Origin of the sequence: Rhizobium sp. CF142, from assembly GCF_000281145.1 — a bacterium.
Taxonomy (GTDB): Bacteria; Pseudomonadota; Alphaproteobacteria; order Rhizobiales; family Rhizobiaceae; genus Rhizobium.
In genome coordinates this window covers 1-21505 of the sequence record NZ_AJWE01000099.1, presented here as the reverse complement: position 1 = coordinate 21505, position 21505 = coordinate 1, and the positions used below count along the sequence as shown (strand labels likewise).

At 61.0% G+C, this 21505-nt stretch carries 23 protein-coding genes; 11 read left to right on the top strand and 12 right to left on the bottom strand.

The window, feature by feature from the left end; all coding sequences use genetic code 11:
* Positions 1-55: 55 nt before the first annotated feature.
* Positions 56-259: a hypothetical protein gene (locus PMI11_RS22215; RefSeq protein WP_007821509.1), complete on the bottom strand. Its 204-nt coding sequence runs from the start codon at positions 257-259 to the stop codon at positions 56-58.
* Between the two features lie 216 nt (positions 260-475).
* On the opposite strand from PMI11_RS22215, the gene msrB reads away from it, so the two are divergent.
* Positions 476-889: a peptide-methionine (R)-S-oxide reductase MsrB gene (gene msrB, locus PMI11_RS22210; RefSeq protein WP_007821507.1), complete on the top strand. Its 414-nt coding sequence runs from the start codon at positions 476-478 to the stop codon at positions 887-889.
* Between the two features lie 44 nt (positions 890-933).
* On the opposite strand, the gene PMI11_RS22205 is transcribed toward msrB, so the two are convergent.
* Positions 934-2001: an NAD(P)/FAD-dependent oxidoreductase gene (locus PMI11_RS22205; RefSeq protein ID WP_007821505.1), complete on the bottom strand. Its 1068-nt coding sequence runs from the start codon at positions 1999-2001 to the stop codon at positions 934-936.
* 76 nt (positions 2002-2077) lie between these two features.
* Here PMI11_RS22205 and PMI11_RS22200 point away from each other — a divergent pair, with 76 nt between their 5' ends.
* The gene (locus PMI11_RS22200; RefSeq protein ID WP_007821503.1) at positions 2078-2617 is read left to right on the top strand and encodes a GNAT family N-acetyltransferase; all 540 of its coding nucleotides are present in this window, start codon (positions 2078-2080) and stop codon (positions 2615-2617) included.
* Positions 2614-3360, top strand: a complete 747-nt coding sequence (locus tag PMI11_RS22195; protein WP_007821502.1) for a class I SAM-dependent methyltransferase — start codon at positions 2614-2616, stop codon at positions 3358-3360. Before PMI11_RS22200 ends, PMI11_RS22195 begins: the two co-directional genes overlap by 4 nt.
* A gap of 65 nt (positions 3361-3425) precedes the next feature.
* Here PMI11_RS22195 and PMI11_RS22190 read toward each other — a convergent pair whose 3' ends face one another.
* From PMI11_RS22190 to PMI11_RS22170, 5 genes are all read right to left on the bottom strand, one after another.
* On the bottom strand, positions 3426-4124 hold the full coding sequence (locus PMI11_RS22190; RefSeq protein ID WP_007821500.1) for a pentapeptide repeat-containing protein: 699 nt from the start codon (positions 4122-4124) through the stop codon (positions 3426-3428).
* A gap of 104 nt (positions 4125-4228) precedes the next feature.
* Positions 4229-4807, bottom strand: a complete 579-nt coding sequence (locus PMI11_RS22185) for a GNAT family N-acetyltransferase (RefSeq protein ID WP_280110105.1) — start codon at positions 4805-4807, stop codon at positions 4229-4231.
* A 3-nt stretch (positions 4808-4810) separates the two neighbouring features.
* On the bottom strand, positions 4811-5479 hold the full coding sequence (locus PMI11_RS22180; RefSeq protein WP_007821497.1) for a PAQR family membrane homeostasis protein TrhA: 669 nt from the start codon (positions 5477-5479) through the stop codon (positions 4811-4813).
* Positions 5480-5598: 119 nt separating this feature from the next.
* The gene (locus PMI11_RS22175; protein ID WP_007821495.1) at positions 5599-5919 is read right to left on the bottom strand and encodes a TraR/DksA family transcriptional regulator; all 321 of its coding nucleotides are present in this window, start codon (positions 5917-5919) and stop codon (positions 5599-5601) included.
* Between the two features lie 11 nt (positions 5920-5930).
* The gene (locus PMI11_RS22170) at positions 5931-6341 is read right to left on the bottom strand and encodes a universal stress protein (RefSeq protein ID WP_007821491.1); all 411 of its coding nucleotides are present in this window, start codon (positions 6339-6341) and stop codon (positions 5931-5933) included.
* A gap of 197 nt (positions 6342-6538) precedes the next feature.
* Here PMI11_RS22170 and PMI11_RS22165 point away from each other — a divergent pair, with 197 nt between their 5' ends.
* Both PMI11_RS22165 and PMI11_RS22160 read left to right on the top strand, forming a co-directional pair.
* The gene (locus PMI11_RS22165) at positions 6539-7507 is read left to right on the top strand and encodes a VOC family protein (RefSeq protein WP_081493290.1); all 969 of its coding nucleotides are present in this window, start codon (positions 6539-6541) and stop codon (positions 7505-7507) included.
* Positions 7508-7778: 271 nt separating this feature from the next.
* Positions 7779-10601 (top strand): phospholipase D-like domain-containing protein, encoded by a 2823-nt coding sequence (locus tag PMI11_RS22160; protein ID WP_007821487.1) that lies wholly within the window; start codon positions 7779-7781, stop codon positions 10599-10601.
* 118 nt (positions 10602-10719) lie between these two features.
* Here the strand turns inward: PMI11_RS22160 and PMI11_RS22155 are convergent, their stop codons facing one another.
* Complete coding sequence (locus tag PMI11_RS22155) at positions 10720-11793, bottom strand: aldo/keto reductase (RefSeq protein ID WP_007821485.1); 1074 nt, start codon at positions 11791-11793, stop codon at positions 10720-10722.
* A gap of 95 nt (positions 11794-11888) precedes the next feature.
* Between PMI11_RS22155 and PMI11_RS22150 the strand changes: the two genes are divergently transcribed.
* Both PMI11_RS22150 and PMI11_RS22145 read left to right on the top strand, forming a co-directional pair.
* The gene (locus PMI11_RS22150; protein WP_007821483.1) at positions 11889-12788 is read left to right on the top strand and encodes a LysR family transcriptional regulator; all 900 of its coding nucleotides are present in this window, start codon (positions 11889-11891) and stop codon (positions 12786-12788) included.
* 81 nt (positions 12789-12869) lie between these two features.
* On the top strand, positions 12870-14036 hold the full coding sequence (locus tag PMI11_RS22145) for an AI-2E family transporter (protein WP_007821480.1): 1167 nt from the start codon (positions 12870-12872) through the stop codon (positions 14034-14036).
* 100 nt (positions 14037-14136) lie between these two features.
* Here the strand turns inward: PMI11_RS22145 and PMI11_RS22140 are convergent, their stop codons facing one another.
* Positions 14137-14922 carry a polysaccharide deacetylase family protein gene (locus tag PMI11_RS22140; protein ID WP_007821478.1) on the bottom strand — a complete coding sequence of 262 codons (786 nt, stop codon included), beginning with the start codon at positions 14920-14922 and terminating at the stop codon, positions 14137-14139.
* 159 nt (positions 14923-15081) lie between these two features.
* Positions 15082-15474, bottom strand: a complete 393-nt coding sequence (locus PMI11_RS22135) for a DUF930 domain-containing protein (protein ID WP_007821476.1) — start codon at positions 15472-15474, stop codon at positions 15082-15084.
* Positions 15475-15705: 231 nt separating this feature from the next.
* Here PMI11_RS22135 and PMI11_RS22130 point away from each other — a divergent pair, with 231 nt between their 5' ends.
* Positions 15706-17814 carry a S9 family peptidase gene (locus PMI11_RS22130; RefSeq protein WP_007821474.1) on the top strand — a complete coding sequence of 703 codons (2109 nt, stop codon included), beginning with the start codon at positions 15706-15708 and terminating at the stop codon, positions 17812-17814.
* 51 nt (positions 17815-17865) lie between these two features.
* Positions 17866-18396 (top strand): DUF1697 domain-containing protein, encoded by a 531-nt coding sequence (locus PMI11_RS22125; protein WP_007821472.1) that lies wholly within the window; start codon positions 17866-17868, stop codon positions 18394-18396.
* A gap of 8 nt (positions 18397-18404) precedes the next feature.
* Here PMI11_RS22125 and PMI11_RS22120 read toward each other — a convergent pair whose 3' ends face one another.
* The gene (locus PMI11_RS22120; RefSeq protein ID WP_007821470.1) at positions 18405-19085 is read right to left on the bottom strand and encodes a TetR/AcrR family transcriptional regulator; all 681 of its coding nucleotides are present in this window, start codon (positions 19083-19085) and stop codon (positions 18405-18407) included.
* Positions 19086-19304: 219 nt separating this feature from the next.
* On the opposite strand from PMI11_RS22120, the gene PMI11_RS22115 reads away from it, so the two are divergent.
* Together PMI11_RS22115 and PMI11_RS22110 are read left to right on the top strand one after the other, a co-directional pair.
* Complete coding sequence (locus tag PMI11_RS22115) at positions 19305-20252, top strand: homocysteine S-methyltransferase family protein (protein ID WP_007821468.1); 948 nt, start codon at positions 19305-19307, stop codon at positions 20250-20252.
* An 18-nt stretch (positions 20253-20270) separates the two neighbouring features.
* Positions 20271-20510 (top strand): hypothetical protein, encoded by a 240-nt coding sequence (locus tag PMI11_RS22110; protein ID WP_007821466.1) that lies wholly within the window; start codon positions 20271-20273, stop codon positions 20508-20510.
* A 16-nt stretch (positions 20511-20526) separates the two neighbouring features.
* Here the strand turns inward: PMI11_RS22110 and PMI11_RS22105 are convergent.
* On the bottom strand, positions 20527-21505 hold a 979-nt coding region (locus PMI11_RS22105), incomplete at its 5' end, for an MFS transporter (protein WP_007821464.1).

The window sequence follows — 21505 nt, the reverse complement described above, 5'->3', positions numbered from 1 at the left end:
AGCAATTTCGGCAACCCGCAATGGATGCAGGCAGCGGCTTTCACAGGCTTGACGTTCAGGAAAGGCGCGCGGCGAGACGGGAAAAGGAGCCGTGCAGGACGAAGAAAGCAAGCGGCAAAGGCCAGAGAATGCAGGCGATCAGCCCGGCAATGCGATGCACTGTCCAGCGGTCGTGATTGACCCAGCCTTCCAGCAGGGTCACGCCCAAGGCGATTGCGGCGACTGCGCCGTACAGAACAATCATCAGAGTATGAAACACCGTTTGTCCCCGAAACACGCAGCGTTAAGCTTAATGGCACACTAAAGATAAAGCACGGGTGATTCGCCGTCTTCCCCCGAATTGGGTAGATGGCAATTGGGGCCTTGACGCGGCAGGTTTGATCGTGAGGCCTGATCCCAGACTTGATCAATCGTGCTCAACGCACCACATTTGCGCACGAAATGAGATTGCCCCCATCGGCGAAAGGAGCACTCCATGGCCGAAACGACCACTACACCAAAAGTTCACAAAACCGATGCCGAATGGAAGGAACTGCTGACCCCCGAGCAGTACCGCATCACGCGCCAGCACGGCACCGAACGTGCCTTTACCGGTCCCTATTGGGATTCCTTCGAGACCGGACTCTACCGCTGCGTCAGTTGCAATGCGCCGCTCTTCCGCTCCGACACAAAGTTCGATGCAGGATGCGGCTGGCCGAGCTATTTCGAGCCGGCCTCTGCTGAGTCCGTGACCGAACATCGCGACACCACCTATGGCATGGTGCGCACGGAAATCCGCTGCGGCACCTGCGAGGCCCATCTCGGCCACGTCTTCCCTGACGGGCCGCCGCCGACCGGCCTGCGCTACTGCATCAACGGGCATGCAATGGTTTTCGAGCCCGGCAAGTAAAGGCTTGTCAATAAAAGAAAAGCGGACCCCACCAGGTCCGCTTTTCATATCAGCCCGGCGGATGGGATGAGCGGCGAGCGCCGATCTTCCAGTACATGTTCGGCGGCAAGCCGCCCGAGCAGCGGCGCGAGAATGACGCCGGGATGGCCGACGGCGACATAGGCGCCCTCGATGCCGGGCAGGAAACCGAGCCGCGGCATTCCATCGGAGAAGAAGGGCCGGTAACCGGCAGCAGCCTCGACCAGTGACACGCCTTCGGGCAGGCGCAGGCGCTCATGCATGACCTTCAAGATCCGCTGGCCGACCCTTTCCGGCGCGTTTTCCTTGCGATCGTCGATATAACCCTTGGCGACATGCAGCATGTTGTCCGCCGACTGGCGGATTTCCAGGCCGGGGCCACGAAGGATGCGGCTCACGACTGGCTCCGCACAGGCATAACGCAGGATGATCGAGGGCGACGCTTCGACGCCGGTTCGGAAGCCCAGGCTTTCCGTCAGGCGGTCGACCGCTGTTCCGCCTGCGAGGATCACGAGATCGGCCTCGATCGTGCCATCGGCAAGACGCACGCCACTTACCCGGTCGCCCGAACGGATGAGACCTTCGACCTTCCGGCCAAAAGTGGCGGTTACGCCGGCGGCATCGATCATGTCGCGTGACAGCCTTGCAGGGTCGAGCGCGAGATCGCCGGGCGAGAAGATCGCGCAGGCGGGAGGCTGACGCAGATTGGGCTCCCATGCAGCAATCGCCGCGGCATCGACCAGTTCGACGTCCGTGCCTGCAGCGTGATGGGCTGTCGCAAAGGCCTCGGTCTCGGCAGTACCTTTGAGCCAGAACAGAGAGCCGGGACGCGCGGCGACGAAGGCATCCGGCAGATCGGCCTGCAGGCGGGCATAGTCGGCGAGCGCTTCCTGCACCAGGCGGTAGTTGACTGCTCCCGGCGCGATGTTGATGATATTCACCCAGCCGAAGGCACGTGCCGTCACGCCGCTGCCGGCCTGCACATTCTCCTCCACCAGATGGACGACGGCTCCGCGCCGGGCGAAATGGAAGGCGAGTGAAGCGCCGACAATGCCGGCGCCGATAATGATGACGCGTATCTTTGCAGATGCCATGGCGGGAACTCTTATATAAATCGGCAGGAAGAGGTTGGCGCGACTTAGGCGCGCTCCATGACAGAGGGATGAAACAATGTCCATCATCCGGGAAATCCTGCGCAGCGACCGGCTGGTGTTGCGGGAAATCACCGTCGCGGACTTGCCGACGCTCGAACGCATCTTCGCGGATCCGCTGTGCATGCGGTATTACCCTTCCGTGAAGGATGCCGCAGCAACGCGCGATTTCTTCGACAGGCTCGCCTTCGGAAGCTACGAGAAAAATGGTTTCGGCCTCTGGGCGATGATCGATCGCGACAGCGGCGATCTGCTCGGCGACTGCGGGATCACGCTGCAGGACACATCACGCGGAATGGAGCCGGAGCTTGGCTACCATCTCTGGCCGGATTACTGGGGCAAGGGCTACGCCACCGAGGCCGCGGCTGCCTGCCGCGATCATGCCTTCTCGGTCATGGGACTGTCGCGCCTCGTCAGTATCGTCAGCCTGGAAAATCTTCCCTCGCAGAAGGTCGCCGGGCGGGTGCATCAGCGACGGGAGGTCTTCAGCAAGCAGAACGCGGCCGGGGAGACAGTGGAACGCTATCTCTACATCAGCGAGAAGAATTCAGGCGCATGAGCACGATTTCCGACGACCCCCTCTACAGCGACCCTTCGCTTGCACAATTCTATGACGCGGCCAATCGCTGGGGACCGGATTTCGACTTCTGCGTGAAGCTGGCGGAAGGCGCCAATTCCGCGCTCGACCTCGGCTGCGGGACGGGCGAACTGACGGCAGCGCTCGCCGCAACGCGCAACGTCACCGGCGTCGATCCTGCTGCCGCGATGCTCGATATCGGCAGGACGCGTCCTGGCGGCGACAAGGTGGAATGGGTCGAGGGTGACGCCCGCACCGTTCGCCTCGGGAAGAAATACGATCTCATCGTGCTGACGGGCCATGCGTTCCAGGTCTTCCTGACGGAAGAGGACCAGCGCTCCGCCCTTGCGACGATTGCCGCACATCTCAGCCCTGCCGGCCGGTTCGTGTTCGATACGCGCAATCCCGGTTTCCACGGCGAGAGGGATGTACGCCATGGCCGCGTGCGCCAGCTCGAACATGCGGAGCTCGGTGTGATCGAGGCCTCGGACGAGTCGCATTACGATGAGACGACCGGCATTCTTTCCTATGAGAACGGCTATCGGGTGCTCTCGACCGGCGAGCGCTTCGCCGGGCGCTCGCAAATCCTCTACACGCCGCGCGACAAGCTTGCGAGAATGATCGGCGACGCCGGGCTCACCGTCGATGCATGGTACGGCGACTGGGAAGGCAATCCCTTCAATGCGCAGTCGCGCGAGATCATTCCGGTTGGTCGCCTCGCGTGAACCAAAAGGCCCTGTTTCCACGCAATTCCGAACGCAAAACCGCTACGCACTTTTGCCGGACTTGCTTAGTCCTGCTCCTGCGGGCAGGGCCAGTTTGACGGGATGGAAAGCCCCGAAGGCAGCTTCGTCGAGGAATCGCCGCAGGCAAGGTCGATCTGCGCCTGCTGCAGGCCAGTGGCGGCGGAGAGATCCAGCCCCTCGATGCGGGTCAGAAACATGAAGGCTCGGTCGAAACTGATCGGACCTTCAAAACTTGCGCCCGTCAGATCGGCACGGGAGAGATTGGCGAGTGCGAAGCTGACGCCTGTCAGCACAGCCTTGTCGAAATTGGCCCGACCAAGCTCGGCCTTCTCGAAATTGGCCTTCGTCAGTTGCGCCCCGGTGAAATCGGCCCGCTGCAGCTCCGCACCGGCAAAGCTTGCACCATCGGCGATAACGCCTGCAAAGGTGGAACGATAGGCCTCGATCTTGCCGAAATTCGCGCCTTGCACGGTAGCGCCTTCAAGCGAGGCGCGCACGAGGGTCGCCTTTTCCGCATTGGCGGATTTGAGGTTGGCGCCGCCGAGATCGGTCAGCGAGAAATCCGTGCCGGCCAGATTGGCGCCCTGGAGGTCGCTGCCCTGGAGCATCAGGTTCTTCTTGTTGCACTCCTGCCAGTCGAGCTCCGGCGAAGCCGTGCTGCCGCAGCTGGCCGCCATCGCCGGCAGAGAATAGGCTGCCATGGCCAGAAAAGCCGAAAGACCGAGCACCGAGCGTCCAAACATCAACCTCTCCTCCGCGAGTCGCACCACCAGAGATTTCTACAAGGCGCAGACTACGATAAAAATATGGTTAGTCCTCGCCGGCAATCAATCTGGAGATGGCCCTGTCAGGCTTTCGGTACGCGCAATTCCATGCAGGTGAGATCCAGCCAGCGGCCGAATTTGATGCCAACCTCGGAAAATGTGCCGGCGATGCGGAAGCCAAGTTTCGCGTGCAATTTGATGGAGGCGGTATTTTCGGCCTCAATGCCGGCGATCATGACGTGGATATTGCCGGCGCTCGCACGCTCGATCAATGCGCGCATCAGCTTTTCGCCGATGCCGGCACCGCGGCAATCCTTGTCGACATAGACGGAATGTTCGACCGTGTGGCGGTAGCCATCGAAAGCGCGCCAATCGCCATAAGAGGCGTAACCGGCAACCTTGCCGTTCATTTCGGCGACGATGATCGGAAAGCCCCTGCCCTTGCGCGCCTTGAACCATTCCAGCCGGTTGTCGAGATCGACGAGCGTTTCGTTCCAGATTGCCGTGGTGTGCTCGACGGCGTGATTGTAGATATCTCTGATAGCAGGAAGGTCAGCTTCGGCGGCGTCCCGGATGAGAACGATATCGGTCATTTGGCAGGCCCGGTTCGGAATGGTCTTCTGCCGGGGCATACGCCGGGCGCGGGCCGATGTAAACGCCAGATATCAGAAGGCGGGTACCGAGAGACTGAAGCAGGTCAGCACAGCCGAATAATGTACTGCGGCGGCGGCCACCACGAAGCCGTGCCAGATGGCATTCTGGAAGCGCAGCCTCTCCCAGACATGGAAGATGACGCCCAGCGAATAGATGATACCGCCGATGATGATCAGCAGCATGGAAGCATAGGGAATGCGCGAGGCGACGGGCTCGGCCACCAAGACGCCGCTCCAGCCCATGGCGAGATAAAGCAGGATCGCCAGCCGGTCATATTTGCCCGGAAAGACACATTTGACGAAGATGCCGAAGGCGGCAATCAGCCAGATGACGATCAGCATGCCAGACAGCAGCGGATCGTCGGCGCCGCGCTCCAGAAAGGGTGTATAGGTGGCGGCGATCAGGATGAAGATCGCCGAATGATCAAGCCGGCGCAGATACCATTTGGTGCGCGATACCGGCCAGATATTATAGGAAAAGGAAATGCCGAGGGTCAGCACCAGCCCGACACCGTAAACCCAGGCGGCAACCAGCGCGCCGGCGGGGCTCCAGAGGGTGGCGTAGAAGATCAGCACAGTCACGCCGATCAGGGCAAAGAACAGTCCGACGCCATGGACGATGCCGTCCGCGATCAGTTCATATCTGTCGTAGGCCCAGCGAATGCCGTTGATTTCGCCCATGCGCGCACCCCTACTCAGCAGAAGGGATCGTCGCATTGAATTGGCCAAGGCGCAACCGGACGCCCGGTGGCGTCAGGTTAAATCTTTGTGACGAGCCATGCTCGTTTTTGATGACACGCTTACTTGCCTGCCGCGCAATCCTCGCAGAGCGGCGTCTGGGGCAGCACCGCGAGGCGAGCTTCCGATATCCTGGCACCACAGCGGGCGCAGGTGCCATAGGTCCCCTTGGCGATGCGTTCGAGGGCGGCGTCGATGGCCCGCAACTCATCCTCGCCTGCCTGGCCGAGACCTTCCAGCACTTCGTCATTCTCGTTTTCGATGGCGCGGTCGTCGTCATCGGTCGCCTTGGTGCGGCCGAGGTCCGTGTCGATCTTGCGGAGGCGCGCCGTCAGTTCGTGCCAGCGGTCGCGCAGGATCTTTTCCTGAAGTTTCATATCCATAGCTTCACGTCCTACCGATCCACCAGCACCGAGCACTTGGCGTGGCGCACCACGCGGTCGGCGGTGGCACCGATGAAATAATTGTAGATATCGGGAATGTGGGAGGCAATCATGACGAGATCGGCACCATGGCTTTCCGCCGCGGCAAGAATGCCGTTGGCGGGCGGGCCGTTGCGGACTTCGACAGTGGCCGGAATGCCGGTCTTGGCGACGAGTTCATTCAGCCGGTCGCGGCCTTCCTTCATCGCATCCTCGACGACATTTCCCGGCAATTCGATGGCGACATAGGTCGGAATATCCTCGACGACATTGAGGAGGATGATCTCACCGCCATTGTCGAGCAGCTTTGCCGCCTTGCGGAAAATCTTCTCGCCTTTTTCGATGCCGCCGATTTCAACTGGAACGATGATCTTCTTGTACATGCGATCCTCCTTGAGGTGTTGCTCTTCGTCGTCAACCTCCTCCCTGGATAGATAAAGCGCATTGACTGATATCAAGTGGGCGCGAGCCATCGTCAACATTTGCAGAACGCTTCATCGTCAAAAACGAGCCTTCTGTGAACAATGAGAATGCGCCATATAGGGATCAAGTACAGCAGCCGAGGGGAGCTTACAGGCGAATGGACCGGCGAAAATTCCTCGCGCTCGCTACGGGCGGCACATTTGCCGCCACCGCCGGTACGCCTTTCAATTCCATGGCCAATTCCTGGGCAGGAGATCATTCCATGACGTCATCAGAAACATCCTATGCGCTGACGCGCCCTGCCTATATCGACCAGTCGCATCTGGTCGTGAAAGACCTGTCCGCGGTCTCCGGTTTCTATCAGAAGATGCTTGGCCTTTCGGTGCTCGAAAAGACCGCAAGCGGCGAAGTTCTCGGCGTTGCCGGCCTGCCGCTGCTGACGCTGACGACGGATAGCAATGCGCGCGAGGCCCCCCGCAATGCCGCCGGCCTCTTTCACACCGCTTTCCTGATGCCAAACCGCATCGAACTTGCCCGCTGGCTGCGCCATGCTGCGCACAACAATGTCGTCCTCGAAGGCGCGTCCGACCATGTGGTCAGCGAGGCGATCTACCTTTCCGATCCGGAAGGCAACGGCATCGAGATCTATGCCGACCGGCCGCACGAGAGCTGGAAGTTCCATGCGGACGGCATGGTGGAAATGGCGACGCTGCGGCTCGACCTGCAGGCGCTCTACAACAGCGCACCAGAGGACACCTGGACCGGCATGGCTGACGGCACCGCGATCGGTCACATCCATCTGCAGGTCGGCGACATTCCGCAGGCAGATGCCTTCTATCGCGACGTGCTTGGTCTGAAGATAATGGCACGTTATCCGAGCGCGAGCTTCTTTGCGAGCGGCGGCTACCACCACCATCTCGCAGCCAATATCTGGAACAGCCGCGGCGCCGGCACGCGCGCCGACCACATGACCGGCCTTTCCGACTACAAGATCCGCTTCAACGACAAGGAAACGCTCGACAAGGCCGTTGCCAAGCTCGACGAACTGGAGATCAAGAGCGAGAAGCGCGACGGCGGCGTCTTCCTTAGAGATCCGTGGGGCATCGGGCTTACGCTTTCAGCCTAAAGGAATATCTTTACGGCACTCGGAAAGGACCGTTTTGGTATTTCACCGAAACGGTCCTTTCTGTTTTCAGGGAACTCCCAAAACAGCCGCGGCATATTTCTCGATATTTGCTTTCGAGACGACCGAACGGTCGCGCAAGCGCTGGGCTCGACGCCATCATGCGGCTGTAATAAACTGGACGTATCTTCCCAGTTTACAACCCTCAATAGATTTCGCAGCCAATCCCCATCGTACACCGACGAAATGTCCGCCATCGGACGGAGGAGGCAGAATGACAGTGGAGGACTCCCAGCGCGTCCGGCAAGTGGCGGAGCAGGTTGCAGCCGCTAGCTCGCCCGATGTTCGAGCAGATATCAACGCGCTGATGAGCAGCGCGCAAAAGCCTGGCTGGCTCGATGAAGCCGGCCGCGCCATGAACGTCCGTTACGGCGGCGTGCGCGCATTGATGAACCGAGATCAGCCAGTCGAAGAAGGGATCGATATCGGCCCGCCTCCGGTCGGCGACTTGGAGACGATCGTCTTTGCCGTGGGTACACCGGTTTTCCTTGTCAGGAACAATGCCATCGACATCGACAGCGCCCGCGAGGAAGCGAAGGCCTGGCGCCGCATCCTGACGGACAACGCTGCGAACGTGGACCGGGCGATGGTTTCGATCGGCCGCGTCGACGTCACCAATGCCGACCGCGACTATGCCGGAACGGCATGGGTGATCGATGACGGCCTTGTCATCACCAACCGCCATGTGGCCAACCTTTTTGCGGAAGCAAGCGGCACCGGCTTCAAGTTCAAGATCGGCTTTGACGCGCGCCGCGAGATCGGCGTCAATATCGACTTCCTGGAGGAATTCGGTAACGCCACCAGCGACGAGGTGAAGATCGAACGTGTCGTCTGGGTAGCGCCTGAAAACGGACCCGATGTTGCCTTCCTGAAGCTGGAACAGAAATCCTCGCCGGTCGGCCGTCTGAAGCTCGACCTTGCCTCCGAGGTGCCGGTGCGCAACCTGCCGGTTGCTGCAATCGGCTATCCCGCCAGCGATTCCCGCTTCTCCGATCAGAGACTTGCCGAAAAGATTTTTGGCGGCGTCTTCACCAAGAAGCGGCTTGCAGTTGGCAACCTGCTGGCCGCCGACGAGAACCGTGTCACCCATTCCTGCTCTACCCTCGGCGGCAATTCCGGCTCTCCGTTGCTCGACATCGGCACTGGCAGGGTGATGGGGCTTCACTACAGCGGAACCGAATTCATCGAGAATGACGCGGTGCCGGCGGCCGTTCTGCGGCGTTGCCTGCAGCGCGCCCGAGGACTGCTACAGCCATTGAATGGGGAGGTCATTGTGAGCAATAACGAGGAAAGCGGAAGCGGCACCAGCGGCGGCGGCGGCAAGGTGACATTCACGGTACCGCTGAAGATTACCGTCGAACTGGACACTGCAGCATTGCAAGCCTCGCTCGCAGGCGGACCGGCGAACGCGCCTTCGGGGCCGTCCATCGTGGTGAGCGCGACCGGTCCCGGTCCCAATCCGCCGTCCCCCTCGCCGATCGCAATGCCGACCAAGGAGCAGGTATTTGCAGCGGTCCGCAGCGCGAGATCCCAGTTTGCCAACCGCGACGACGTCGTCGCCATCAAGCCAGGCTATCGCTTCGAGAATGGCGAGATCACCGATCAGCGCGCCGTCGTGATCGCTGTCAATCGCAAGCTCGAGTTGGGCGCCCTGGAATCGCGCGGCCGCACGAAGCTGCCGGACTATATCGATGGCGTTCGCACCGACGTCACCGTCGCCTCGGCGGAGGATCTCTTCGGCATCGATATGGACGAGGCCGCGACGGCGAGCTGGCATACGAACTACAAGCCGCGCCCCGATCTGCCGCTGACCCGGCGTCCGGTCAATGGCAAATTCGTCATCCATACCGGACCCGATGCGAGCTGGCCGCAGCTTGGCCCATTCCTGTCGAAGACCAGGAAGTCGCTGGTCGTTGCCATGTACGATTTCGGAGCGACGAATGTCGCCAACGGCGTGCTGGATGCGGTCAAGGGACAGGCCGAAACCATCTCCATGGTGCTGCAGATGGGCGGCAAGGTGCATGACGGCGATCTGACGGATGCCGAAGCGGTCGCGCAGATCCGCGATGCAAAGGGTAACAAGTTCGATTTCGCGCCCGCGAGCGTCGGGGCGAACGGCATCTTCGATTCCGCCTACCATATCAAGGTCGCCGTGCGCGACCACAATGCCATGTGGCTTTCGAGCGGCAACTGGCAGAGCTCCAACCAGCCCAATGTGGCGCCTTTGACAAACAAGGATGACGCTCCATCGGCGCTCCGGCTCTACAATCGCGAATGGCATGCCATCCTTGAAAACCCTGAGCTCAGCAAACTCTACGAGGATCATATCCTGCGCGATCTCGAAGAGGCCAAGACCGTAACGGAGGCCGGCATCGTGTCGGAACAACTGGTCTTCCTGCCCGCCAACGTCGCCATGGACACGCTCGAAGCGCCTCAAAAGCCGCGCTATTTCCAGCCGCTGACCGGTGAGCGCACAATCGACGTGCAGCCGATCCTGACACCCGACAACTATATCGACCTGGTGCTGCCGTTCATTCAATCGGCCAAGAGCCGGATCTACTTCCAGAACCAGAGCTTCAACACCAGAACGGTGGGCGACAATTATCGCCGGCTGCTGGATGCGCTGCTCGAAAAGCAGAAGGGCGGGCTCGACGTGCGCATCATCTTCCGCAGCTTCGGCTCCGAGGATCGCGACGTCATCAGCAACGCCAAGGATTACGGCTTCGATACCAATAAGATCCGCAAGCAGAAGAACTGCCATACCAAGGGAATCATCATCGACAGCGAAGCCGTGCTGATGGGCAGCCACAACTGGACCACAGCCGGCACCGGCTTCAACCGGGATGCGAGCCTGATCTTCTATGATGCCGAAATCGCCAAATTCTACGAGGAGATCTTCCTCTACGACTGGAACCGGATCGGCCCGGCGAAAATAGATGAAAATTTGCCGCCGCCGGTACTCGCACCGGCCGGAGGGGAGACGGCACCGCCGTCAGGCTACATTGCCGTCCCGCTCTCGATCGCGCTTGGGCGGTGACTTCGCAGCGGCACGAACGGCGATTGGAACGCGCAGGGGCTGCGCTTTCGAAGCAAAATATCCAGACGACAAATGGCGCCGTTTCCGGCGCCATTTGCTCATTTGCATACCTCAGACTTCAATGACGGGGCTCAATGGTCACCTCGCCGAACATGACGCTGCGCGTCAGTGGTTTGGCGAGGAAATCATGCGGGAAGCCGAGAACGATGGCGCTTGCCTCGGCGAGGCGGGTGCGATGTTCATCCGACAGCACGACATCGAGCGCACCGAGATTGTCCTCGAGCTGGGTCATCGTCTTTACGCCCATGATCGGCGAAGTCACGGCCGGATTGGTGAGTGTCCAGGCGATCGCCACCTGCGCAGGCGTCTTGCCGATCTCGGCAGCGATTTCCTTTACGACTTCGGCGATGCCGAGGCTGCGCTCGGTCAGCGAACCGTTGCCGGCAGCGACATTCTTGCGGGTGCCGACGGCACTTGCGGTGCCATCGCCGATCTCGAGGTCGGCACGACTATATTTGCCGGTGAGGACACCCATGCCGAGCGGCGACCAGGGAATGACGCCGAGGCCGAGTGCAGCGGCCATCGGGATCAGTTCGCGCTCCACCGTGCGTTCGATCAGGCTGTATTCGATCTGCAGCGCCACTAGCGGCGCCCAACCACGAAGGTCAGCCAGCGTCTGCATGCGCGCGACCTGCCAGGCCGGCGTATCGGAAATGCCGGCATAGACGATCTTGCCGGCACGGACGAGATCGTCCAGCCCGCGCATGACTTCCTCGACCGAGGTCGTGAAGTCCCAGGCGTGCAGGTAGAAGAGATCGATGTAATCGGTGTTCATCCGCTTCAGGCTGTCTTCCACGGAGCGGACCATGCTGCGGCGGTGATTGCCGCCGGAGTTCGGATCCCTGGGGCGCGAGGTGATCGTGTATTTGGTGGCAATCACCAGTTCGTCGCGGTGGCCTTCGGCAAAGCGGCCGATGAGTTTTTCCGAAGTGCCGCCCGTATATTGATTGGCGGTATCGATGAAATTGCCACCGCGATCGACATAGGCATCGAACATGCGGCGAGACTCCTGCTCATCCGCGCCCCAGCCCCAGTCTGTTCCGAAGGTCATGGCGCCGAGCGACAACGGCGAAACGCGCAGGCCGGAACGGCCGAGGAGACGGTAGCGGTCAAGGGACAATGTATCCGTCATGGATAATCTCCTGTGTTGCAGACAGAAGATGCGCCTTGCCGATACTGACAACAATGCTACATTATCGGCATAAGTTCTTTAGAAAAGAGGATACAATGCGCGGCAGCGACTATGCCGAACTCAGGGCTTTTGCTGCAGTTGCCGAGCACGGCAACTTTGCCCGTGCGGCCGCCCGGCTCGGCATATCGGCCTCCGCACTCAGCCAGACGATCCGCACGCTCGAGGAACGGATGGGCATCCGGCTGCTGAACCGCACGACGCGCAGCGTGGCACCGAGCGAGGCGGGCCAACGGCTGCTTTCAAGGCTGCTGCCGGCGCTTGCCGATCTCGACCAGGCGGTGGCAGATGTTTCGGCGCTGCGCGATACGCCGGCCGGCCTGTTGCGCATCAACGCGCCGCGGGTTGCGATCGGGCACGGGCTGGCGCCGCTGATTGCGCCCTTCCATGCTGCCTTTCCGGATATCGTCATGGACATTATCGTGGATGACAAACTCTCCGATATCGTCGCCGATCGTTTCGATGCCGGCATCCGGCTGGGCGAGATGGTGGAAAAAGACATGGTGAGCGTAAAACTCGGCGGCGAGATGCGGCTCGTCGTGGTCGCCTCGCCCGACTACATCGCGCGCCACGGCATGCCGGACACGCCGCGCGACCTGCGCGACCACTCTTGCGTCGTCTCCCGCTGGCCGACGGATGGCAGCCTCTATCATTGGGAATTCGAGCGCGGCGACGAGAAGCTCGAAGTGGCCGTCTCGGGGCCACTCAGCACCACAGACAACGACCTGATGCTGCGGGCCGTGCTCGATGGCGTCGGCATCGGTTATCTCTTCGACTATCACGTGGCCGAACATATCACCGCCGGCCGGCTGGTGAGCGTGCTGGATGACTGGACACCGCCCTTCCCCGGTTTCCACCTCTATTATCCGAGCCGGCGCCAGATGCCGCCGCCGCTGCGCGCCTTCGTGGATTTCATCGGGCGGCGGCGGGCTGCCTAGACGCATCGATACCAGGGGGGAACCTGTAGCAAGCCTGCGCGTTGATTGGCGGAGCAATGGGGCTTCGGGGACACATCGCACATGGGCATCGCCAACGGCATCCGGAAACAGGCAAACAAGATCGGCCTCGGCGAACGCCATACCAGCGCATGGGCACGAACGCTTCAGGAAGCTACTGAGGAGCTTCCGCCGGCACCGGTGCGGCGCGTCGAGAAGGACGGGCTCGATGTCAGCATGGCCTGGGCCATCATCGGCATCTTCGGCATCCTTGGGCTTGCCGCGGTCTATATGATGTCGCTGATCCTGATCCCGATCACCCTTGCCGTGGTCGTCGGCATGATCCTCGGCATGGCGGCGGAGAAGCTTTCAAAGCTCGGCGTGCCGCGGCTTGCCAATGCGGCAATCCTCTCCTTCGCTGTTGCGCTTGTCATCATCCTGCTGGCCAATTCGCTTGCCGGCCCCCTATCGATGCTTGCCAGCGAAGCGCCCGGCTTCATCGACCGCAGCACCCAGCGTATCATGCCCTATCTGGAGCGGATCGAATGGCTGCACATCACGCCCGCAACCTTTCAGAGCGGCCCGATGTCCATCGATTCGCTGCTCGCCAACACCGGCAACGTGCTGCATGTGGTGACGACCAACCTGACGCCGGCGCTGGTGCAGGGGCTGATCTTCTTTGCGGCGCTGCTGCTCTTTCTGGCGAGCCGCGTGAGCCTGCGCAAATCGATCATCATGACCTTCCGCGAGCGCGCTCAAAGGCTAGCGGCCATCCGCGTCATCAACGCAGTGGAACAGGCGCTTGGTTTCTATTTCGCCACTGCCTCGCTGATCTATGTGGCGCTCGGCGTCGTCATGACTGTTATCGCCTACGCCGGCGGGCTCCCGACGCCTGTGCTTTGGGGCTTTTTCGCCTTCCTTTCGAGTTTCATTCCCTATCTCGGCATTACGATGATGACCTTTGCGGTGGCGATGGCCGGCATTATGTCTCATGACGGTATCGTCATCGGCCTTATCCCCGCCGCGGCTTTCTTCACTGTGCACCTTGTCATGGAGAACCTGATCTTCCCCGCAGTCATGGGCCGACGGCTGGAGATCAATCCCTTCATCGTTTTCCTGGCGATCATCTTCTGGACATGGATGTGGGGGGCGGTCGGCGCGATGCTGGCGCTGCCGCTTTCGCTCATCGTCATGACCATCATCGATGAACTGCTGATCGAAGAAAAACCCCAACCGCAATTGCCAAAATGACCCCCCAGCGACCGATGGGAGATCGACGGTATGCCTCGCGAGATGGAAACCCTCTATGGATTCGATGCGGACGGAAGACGAGCTGAAATAAGCTTCGTCCCTACTCCGTCGTCTTGTCGTCGCCGGTATCGGCCACATCCTGCAGGCGGACGAATTCCGTGCCCTTGGCCTTGAGGTCAACGAGCGCCCTGGCGACACCTTCGCCGGCCGCATGGGTCGGCTGGTTGATATGGGAGATCACGACATCGCCGTCCTTCGCCGAGGAAATGCGCTTTTCGGTTACCGTGGCACCGAGCAGGGAACCGCCGTCGCCATTCACGGAATAACCGGCGATGCGGTAACCCATGGCGCGGATCTGGCCGATGGCCGAGAGATCATACTTGGCGGTCGAGCCACGGAACCAGCGGGGCGCCGGAATGCCCGACGCGACCATAGCGGCAGCGCCGCCTTCCACTTCCTGCCTGACGGCATCGGGCGAGCCGGCAGATGCGATACCATAGACCAGCACCGGCTTGTCGATTGCCGGGATATGCTTCTCGCCGTGATTTTCCAGTTCGAAGAGATCGGGGTTCTGCAGGAAGACGGCAACCGCCTTCGGATTGCGCTTCAGCCAGCGGGCGGTGACGAAGATCGTCGCCGGGATGCGCTCGTTGACCAGCGTCGAGAGAATGCGCTCATCGGCCTCGCCCATGCAGGCATCGAAGGTGAGCGCAATGCGCGCGTGGCCCGATATGTTGGAACGAGCGATGTGCAGGTGCGGCTCTACCAGCTTGGGACCTACTGCCACTGGCGGATGGCCGGGTACGGCGGCGGGAAGCGCTTCGGCGGCAAAAGCCGATGAGGCGGCAGCGAACAGCAGCGCAGAACCAAGAAGAAAGCGTTTCATGAAGAATCAGATTCAGTTGATGTTTCAGCCAGTATAAAACAAAGAAATGAAGCGGCTATGTGGCCTGATGCCGCCCGGCGAGGATGGGTCATGTCTCAATCTGCCCGCATTCCTGTGCCTGTCACGGGAATGCGGAAGAGCCAAGAAGAGGCCAAGGGCTCAATCGTAAAGATAATATTTGGTCCAATTATCCTTCGGTACCTTGTCACCGATCTTGTACTTCAGGTCGCGCACATTGATGTGCTGCGGGCCGGTGATGCAGGTATAGGAAAGGTGATACCAGTCGCCCTTGCTGCGGAAGACGGCGCCGGGAGCTTCGAGCCGGTCATCGCTCGGGATCGGGTCCTTGAAGGTGTAGGCGATGACCTTGTCCGGCCGGAAGCCCGTGCCGTCACTGTTGATGCGGCTCATGGCTTCGGTATCGCAGCTCTGCTCGAGGCGGGTGGCCGGATCGAGCTTTTCGAGCTGCTTCTTGATGGCGGGATCGACCGCAAGGGCGGACGAGGCGGCAAGGCCCGCAAGCGACATAAACAGGACCAGACGTTTCGGCATTACGGGGAAACCTTTACTGTCATGTACTCGTCATACTGCCGCCGACCGTTTGCCGGGACCTGACGCGGGTGTAATTTTCGCGCAATGCAGCGGACATTCTTAAATAATGTGGTGACATCAAGGCGGCGCGCCGGTCATCTTGTCTCAATAAGGTTCACCGGCTGATGCTTGATCCTGACCTGCAGCACCTCTATCTCTTGCCCCACCGACACCGCCCTTACGGAGCTTTCCTTGACCGCTTTCAAGAACCTGCCTGTCCCGCCCGCCGCTGAAAAAAGACCCGCCTCCGACACGCGCCACGGCATCACGCGGACCGACGACTATGCCTGGCTGCGGGCCGACAACTGGCAGGCCATGTTCAAGGATCCCTCCATCCTCGACCCCGATATCCGCGCCCATCTGGAAGCCGAAAACGGCTACATGAACGCGGCCATGGAAGACACCAAGCCGCTGCAGAAGACGCTGTTTGCCGAGATGCGCGGCCGCATCAAGGAAGACGATAGCTCAGTACCGATGAAGGATGGGGCCCATGCCTATGGCACCTCTTTTGTCACCGGCGGCGAGCAGCCGCGCTATTTCCGCATTCCGCGCGATGGCAACGTGAAGGACGAGACGATCCGCATCATCCTTCTCGACGGCGACAAGGAAGCGGCGGGCAAGGCCTATTTCCGCCTCGCCGGCCTCGACCATTGCACGGACCACAGCCGCGGCATCTGGGGCTATGACGACAAGGGCTCGGAATTCTTCACGCTGAGGGTTCGTGATCTGGCGACCGGTGAAGACCTGTCCGACGTGATCGAGAATACCGGCGGCGGCGGGGTCTGGGCGCCGGACGGCAAGAGCTTCTTCTATTCGGCTCTCGACGAGAACCATCGCCCTTCGAAAGTTTTCCACCATATTCTCGGCACGCCGCAGAGCGAGGACCGTCTGGTCTACGAGGAAGAGGATGCAGGCTTCTTCATGGGCGTCGGCGGTTCGCTGCTCGACGACTTCATCTACATCGATATCCACGACCACGAGACGAGCGAATACCGGCTGCTGTCGACCAAGGATCTGATGGCCGAACCGAAGCTGGTGGCCGTGCGCGAGGAAGGCATCGAATATTCGCTGACGGAAGGCGGCGACGTCTTCTACATCCTGACCAATGACGGCGGCGCCAAGGATTTCAAGATCATGGAAACGCCGGTTGAAAAGCCGGGCAAGGAGAACTGGCGCGAGGTGGTGCCGCACAAGCCGGGCACGCTCATCATCAGCCATATGGCCTATGCTCGCCACCTGCTCTGGCTGGAGCGCAAGGACGGCCTGCCGCAGATCATGATCCGCGACCGCCGCACCGGCGAGGAACATGCAATCTCCTTCGACGAGGAAGCCTATTCGCTTGGGCTATCGGGTGCGGCCGAATACGATACCGACGTCATCCGCTTCTCCTATTCGTCGATGACGACGCCCTCGCAGCTTTACGACTACAACATGGTTACCCGCGAGCGCACGCTCTTGAAGACGCAGGAAGTCCCGTCTGGCCATAATCCCGACGACTATGTCACCCGCCGCGTCTTCGCGCCCGCATGGGATGGCGAGACGGTGCCGGTCACCCTGCTCTATCGCAAGGACACGCCGCTCGACGGTTCCGCGCCCTGCCTGCTTTATGGCTATGGCGCTTACGGCATCACCATTCCGGCCGGCTTCAATACCAACTGCCTGTCGCTTGCCGATCGCGGCTTCGTCTATGCCATCGCCCATATCCGCGGCGGCAAGGACAAGGGCTTTGCCTGGTATGAAGACGGCAAGATGGACAAGAAGACGAACACCTTCAAGGACTTCATCGCTGCCGCTGACTATCTGAATCAGGAGAAGTTCACGTCTTACGCGAACATTATCGCCGAGGGCGGATCGGCCGGCGGCATGCTGATGGGCGCGGTCGCCAACATGGCGCCGGAGAAATTCGCCGGTCTCATCGCCGCCGTTCCCTTCGTCGACGTCTTGAACACCATGCTCGATGACACACTGCCGCTCACCCCGCCGGAATGGCCGGAATGGGGCAACCCGATCGAGAGCCGCGAAGAATACGAACAGATCGCCGCCTATTCGCCCTATGACAATGTCGGCGCCAAGCCCTACCCGCCGATCCTGGCGCTCGGTGGCCTGACCGACCCGCGCGTCACCTATTGGGAGCCGGCGAAGTGGGTCGCAAAGCTGCGCGACAGGACGACAGGCAATGCGCCCATCCTGCTGAAGACCAACATGGATGCTGGCCACGGCGGCGCATCCGGCCGCTTCCAACGGCTTGAGGAAATCGCGTTCGAATATGCGTTTGCCGTCAAGGTGGCAGGCAAGATGTAGAAGCTGAATGTGGCGTGCCTTGCGCACGCCACACCGTCAAGGGAGGGAGAAATGGCCGTCTATGTCGCGCTGCTCCGCGCCGTGAATGTCGGCGGCACGAGCTCCCTGCCCATGGCCGAGTTGAAAGCGATATGCGAGGGGCTCGGCTTTACCGACGTGAAGACCTACATCCAGAGCGGCAACGTCCTGTTCCGCTCTGATGGAGCCGAAAAGGTAGTCGAGGAGAAGCTCGACGACGCGCTGGGCAAGAAATTTGGCAAGCGGCCCGGCGTGATGGTGCGCAGCCGTGGGGAGATCGATGGCATCATCGCCGACGCGCCCTTCCCCGAGGCCAAGCCCAATTTTCTGCTGGTCTATTTCCTGCCGGAAGCGGCACCCAAAGATGCCCTGGAAAAGATGGTGGCGCCCGATGGCGAGGAAGCAAAGCTCGCCGGGCGCGAGATTTATGTGCACTATCCCATCGGCTCTGGCCGGTCGAAGCTGAAGCTGCCGGCGCTGAAGGCGGGTACCTCCCGCAATCTCAACACTGTGCGCAAGCTCGCCGACTTGGCGGCCGAGCTGGAAGACGGCAAACCTGAATAAAGCTGGGCCTAAAGCTGTCCGCCACTTCTCACCGGGCCATAGATGTGGTCCTGCCTGACGGCAACGAGCGGAGACTCGATGGCCGGCAGGAAGAGCATCCTCACGAAGGTGCGCAGCATCAGCACCTGTTCGGCGAGCGTATTCGGTTCCTTGAGCGTCTTTGAGAGAACGATACCGCCTTCCAGCACCGAAGAAACCATATCGGCGAGCTGGTCGACATCCACAGGCTCGCGTGGCGAATAGACTTCCATGATCTCGCGGAACATGCGGCCGAAGCGGCGGCGCCAAGCGAGGACGGCATTGCGGTTGGTCTCCTGGATCTCGCGGTCGAAGAGCCGCTCGTAGTAGCAGACAGTCGCCACGAGACAGCCCGGATGGCCGTTCGGCAGGTCGGCCACCAGTTCGGAGAGCAGCTTCAAGCCGAGCAGAAAGGATTGCAGCGGATCATCCATCAGATCGCGCGCGCGGCTGAAGATCTCGTCATAGATGCGTTCGTCGTTCTCGATGTAGCGGTTGAGCAGCGCTTTCGCGAGCTCGTTCTTGTCTTTGAAGTGGTAAAAGAAGCCGCTCTTGGTAATGCCTGTTTCAGCGATCAGTTCCTCAATGGAAGTACCGCCGAAACCCTTCTGCAAGACCGCTGCTTCCGCCACATCAAGGATGCGATTCCGCGTTTCCTCGCCCTTTCGCATATGCCCCTCCTGTACCCACGGTACAGTTTTCAGTGCAACAGGATCGGGCCTGCTTCCGCCCCCGGCAGCATCGGCCCATGCAAGGGATTGATTTCAATCCGCAAAATTCGAAACCCGCAATAGTATACCGCAAGTCGCCTAGTTTGGCATCAGATTAAGCGTCAGAACATCACCATCGACGGCAGCCATTACAGGCGCCGCGACAGGAGAGGTTTCACAATGGCAAAGTACAGGCATGGGCTGCCGCAGCTAAAGGGCGGCACCTTCATTAGCGATGGCGGCATGGAAACCACGATGATCTTCCACGACGGCATCGATCTTCCGCATTTCGCCTCCTTCGTATTGCTTGCTTCCGAGGACGGGCGGGAGCGCACGAAGAATTACTATCGCCGCTATCTGGACATCGCCCGGCGGCACGGAACGGGCTTCGTGCTCGACACCGCCACATGGCGTGCCAATCCCGACTGGGGCCAGAAGCTCAACTATACGACCGAGGCGCTACAAGCGGCAAACGAGCAAGCCGTCGAGCTTCTCGTGGGCTTACGCCGCGCCTATGAGCGGCCGGAGCAGCCGATCGTCATCAGCGGCGCTATTGGCCCGCGCGGCGACGGCTACAAGGCGGGCGTGATGAGCGCCGACGAGGCGGAGGACTACCACGCCTTCCAGATCGAGACCTTCGCAGGCACCGAGGCCGATATGGTCGCCGCTTTCACGCTGACCAATATCGACGAGGCGATCGGCATTGCGCGGGCAGCCAGCACGCTTGGCATGCCCTGTGCCATCTCCTTCACGCTGGAGACGGATGGTCGGCTGGTGACCGGCCGCAGCCTTCAGGACGCGATCGAGACAACGGACGCGGCGACCGGCGGATCGCCGGCCTATTACATGATCAACTGCGCCCACCCGACGCATTTCGAAGGGGCGCTCGATCACGGCAGCGCCTGGGTGAAGCGCATTTCCGGCATCCGCGCCAATGCCTCGACCATGAGCCATGAGCAACTCGATAACAGCGAGGTGCTGGATGCGGGCGATCCTGCCGATCTCGGCCGACGCTACCGCGAACTCCTTCGCCGCATGCCGCAGGTGCGGGTGCTCGGCGGCTGCTGCGGCACCGACCACCGCCATGTTGCGGCGATCTGCGAGGCCTGCCTGCCGCAGGCGGCGTGACGGGGCGAGCAGGAGGGCATGATTGTGACGATGGTGGGGGCAATGACGCGCCAGCGCAGCTGGCGTGATCTGTGGCTTGCGATCGCAGGGCGGCAGACGCAAGCCGAACCGGAGGCGGCTGTGGAGGTGGCATTGCAGGATATGGATCTTGCAGCTTTCGAGGACCTCGACGGCCGCATGGCCTACGGGCTTCAGGCGGACCAACGCAAGGGGCGTCCATTGCGGCGCCGGCGATTGCGGGAGCCTGTCGGCCTCTAACGAAGAGGAAGGCGCCTCAGCTTCCGGCTGCGGCGCCTTTCACCTGCTTGGCCTTATAGCCGCTGATCTCTTCGCCTGCGGTCGGTGAGAAGCGCAGGTTCCAGATGGTGGCGCTGATCGAAATGATCGCAACCACGATGAAGGCGGTGGAGAAATCGCCAAGCTCGGGCGTTTCGACACCGTTGAAGGCCATGGAGGCGTGCAGCGCCAGTGCACCGATGCAAATGCCGAGCGAGAGCATCAGCTGCTGGAAGGTGGTGTAGAAGCTCGTTGCCGAGCTCATCCGTTCCGGGCCGATATTGTCATAGGCAATGGTGTTATAGGCCGTGAACTGGAACGACATGAAGAAGGCGCTGAGCACCAGCGCGATGAAGATCAGCGGCATCGGCCAATCCGGCCGGAAGGCGGCGCAGAGACCGTAGCCAATGGTGCCGAGCACGCCGTTGATGATCAGGCTTTTGCGGAAACCGACGCGCCGGAAGAAGGCCTTTGCCAGAGGCTTCATGAACAGGGCGCCGAGTGCCGTGGAAATGACGATCTGGCCAGCGGCAGCGGCCGAAAGGCCGAAGCCGATCTGGAAGAGCAGCGGCAGCAGGAAGGGCTGCGCGCCCTGCGTGATGCGCGTCAGCGAGCCGGCGATGACCGAGGTGCCGAAGCTCGGCACCTTCATCAGCGAGAAATCCATGATCGGGGCCGGATGCTTACGGGCATGGCGGAGATAAGCAATGCCGAACAGCAGGCCGATGGCAATCAGGAAGATCGCGAATGAGCCCTGCCCTTCATGGCTCGACAATTCGAAGCCGAAAAGCATCGAGCCGAGCGAGATACCAGAGAGGATGAAGCCGAGCGTATCGAAGGGGCCGGCGGCCTTGCCCTTTACCTCGTCGATATAGATCGAAACGAAGATCATACCGATGATGCCGATCGGCACGTTGATGTAGAAGATCCAGCGCCAGTCGAGATAGGTGACGATGAAGCCGCCGAGCGGCGGGGCG